The organism is Nonomuraea lactucae (assembly GCF_003313395.1).
Taxonomy (GTDB): Bacteria; Actinomycetota; Actinomycetes; order Streptosporangiales; family Streptosporangiaceae; genus Nonomuraea; species Nonomuraea lactucae.
Genome location: NZ_QNFZ01000571.1, coordinates 1 through 1925, shown reverse-complemented (window position 1 = coordinate 1925; position 1925 = coordinate 1). Strand labels below are relative to the sequence as shown.

Genomic DNA, 1925 nt, shown 5'->3' with positions numbered 1-1925 from the left:
GGCTGGGCCGCGGCGTCGGGCCGGCGGTCGCCGGCGGTGTGGCGCCAATCGTCGGCACCGCGCCGCCGGGCCGGCCGAGGGTGGGAGCGGGACCGTGTTCGTCGTAGGTCATCTGGTGAGCGCCCACGAGTCGGGCGCCTTCCCGGACGTCGCCCTTGACGAGGGTGAGCTGGGGATGGCGGCCATCCTGCCGGACCTGCTGAGCTGCCACGACTGGGGCTACACGCACGCCTGGTCGCTCGTCGGTGCCGGCACCCAGGCCGAACTCGTCCTGGCCCACATGCTCGGCGACGCCGTCGTGCACTACGGCCTGCACTGGCAAGGGCACGAGCGCAAGCGGGGCTGGGCCTACCTCCGGATGGGGCTGGTGACCCGCCGGTGCGACGAGTTCTACGAGCAGGCCGAGCAGTCCGGCTGGCGCGAGCCGGGTCTGCTCCGCGACAGCCGGCGCGGATGGGCGCACACCCTGACCGAGTACGCGATCGACCAGTGGCTGTGCGACCGGCGCGACCTGACGACGCTCTTCGAGCGGGTCCGGGCCGCGGCCCTGGACACAGCAGCCGACCTGTCCTGGGTACACGACCTGGTCACCGAACATGTGATCACGCCGAGCAAGCCGATCGAGACGCAGCCCTACCGCTACTGCGGTGCGCTGTCCCGCTCGACCCGGCCGGACGAGTTCCACCTCCGCGGGCTCGCGGTCAAGTTCCATCTGGCCGAGACGCCCGAGTCGCTGGACTGGATACGCGGCTGGCTGCGCGACATCTGGCGGGCCGTCGGCGAGGACGAGATGAGCGACGTTCTGAGAGGGCTGTCCGACGCCACCGCGGATCCGGTGCGGTTCGGCTACCCGCTGGAGATCGCCCACTTCGCCGATCGGCCGCACGACCGGTGGCCGCGCATGGGGCGGAGCGCGGTCACGGCACCGGGGGCCGCGCGATGACCCGGCCGGCGATGGCCGACTTCGACAGCGCCGGCTTCGACAGCTCGGACGAGCGGTCGGCACACGAGCTGCGCCGGCGGCTCGCGGACGACAGCTTTCTCTTCTTCCGCGCGCTGCTCGACCCCTCGGCGGTCGCCGAGGTGCGGCGGCAGGTGCTTCTGGAACTGGAGAAGGTGGGCTGGCTCGCCCCCGGCGTCGATCCGGCGGCGGCGCTGCCGGGCCCGGTCGCGCACCACGACCGCGGGACGATGAACGGCGCCGCCGTCGAGGACCCGGGCTGGCGGGAGGGCTACCAGGCGGTTCAGTCGATCGAGGCCCTGCACCGCCTGGCGCACGGCCCCGCGCTGCTCGACGTGCTCCGCGCGGTGCTCGGCGCCCCCGTCGTGGTGCACCCGCGCAAGATCGCGCGGATCTCCTTCCCGCGGCTGAACTTCCCGACGCCTCCGCATCAGGACGCGCTCTTCAACCAGATCCCGAGCGACGTCCTCACCGTCTGGATCCCGCTGGGTGACTGCCCGGATGATCTGGGCTCGCTGCGCGTGCTGCGCGGCAGCGCCAATCTCGGCGTCCTGCCGGTCGCACCGGACGACGGCCTCGGCGGGGAGTCGGTCGCGGTGCCGGCGGGGGCCGGCGACTGGGTCGGTGACGACTATCGGTGCGGCGACGTCATGATCTTCCACAGCCGGACCGTGCACATGACCACACCCAACGTGGGCGGCACCCTGCGGCTGTCGATGGACTGCCGGTTCCAGTCGGCCGCCGATCCGGTGAAGCTGGCCGCGCTCCTGCCGCACGGCTACACGTCGGGACGGCTGCCCGGCTGGAGGGAGCTGACTCGCGGGTGGACGAGCACCCGATGGGTCGAGCCGGGGCACCCGGTGCGCGTGGTCGCGGTGTCGTCCGGCCCGGTGCGACCGCCGCGGCTGGTCGCCGCCGGCTGCCGCGAGCGGACGGTGACACGATGACGGTGCGGACGACGGCG

The 1925-nt window shown here is 73.2% G+C and carries 2 protein-coding genes; both read left to right on the top strand.

The window, feature by feature from the left end; all coding sequences use genetic code 11:
* Positions 1 to 115: 115 nt before the first annotated feature.
* Positions 116 to 943: a hypothetical protein gene (locus DQW85_RS44800; RefSeq protein WP_205315355.1), complete on the top strand. Its 828-nt coding sequence runs from the start codon at positions 116 to 118 to the stop codon at positions 941 to 943.
* Positions 940 to 1908, top strand: a complete 969-nt coding sequence (locus tag DQW85_RS23710; protein ID WP_162795300.1) for a phytanoyl-CoA dioxygenase family protein — start codon at positions 940 to 942, stop codon at positions 1906 to 1908. The genes DQW85_RS44800 and DQW85_RS23710 overlap by 4 nt, the downstream gene beginning before the upstream one ends.
* The last annotated feature ends 17 nt before the right edge of the window (positions 1909 to 1925 follow it).

Bases quoted from the DNA above. Each gene is read 5' to 3' on its own strand.
- DQW85_RS23710 (WP_162795300.1), top strand. From the start codon at position 940: ATGACCCGGCCGGCGATGGCCGACTTCGACAGCGCCGGCTTCGACAGC.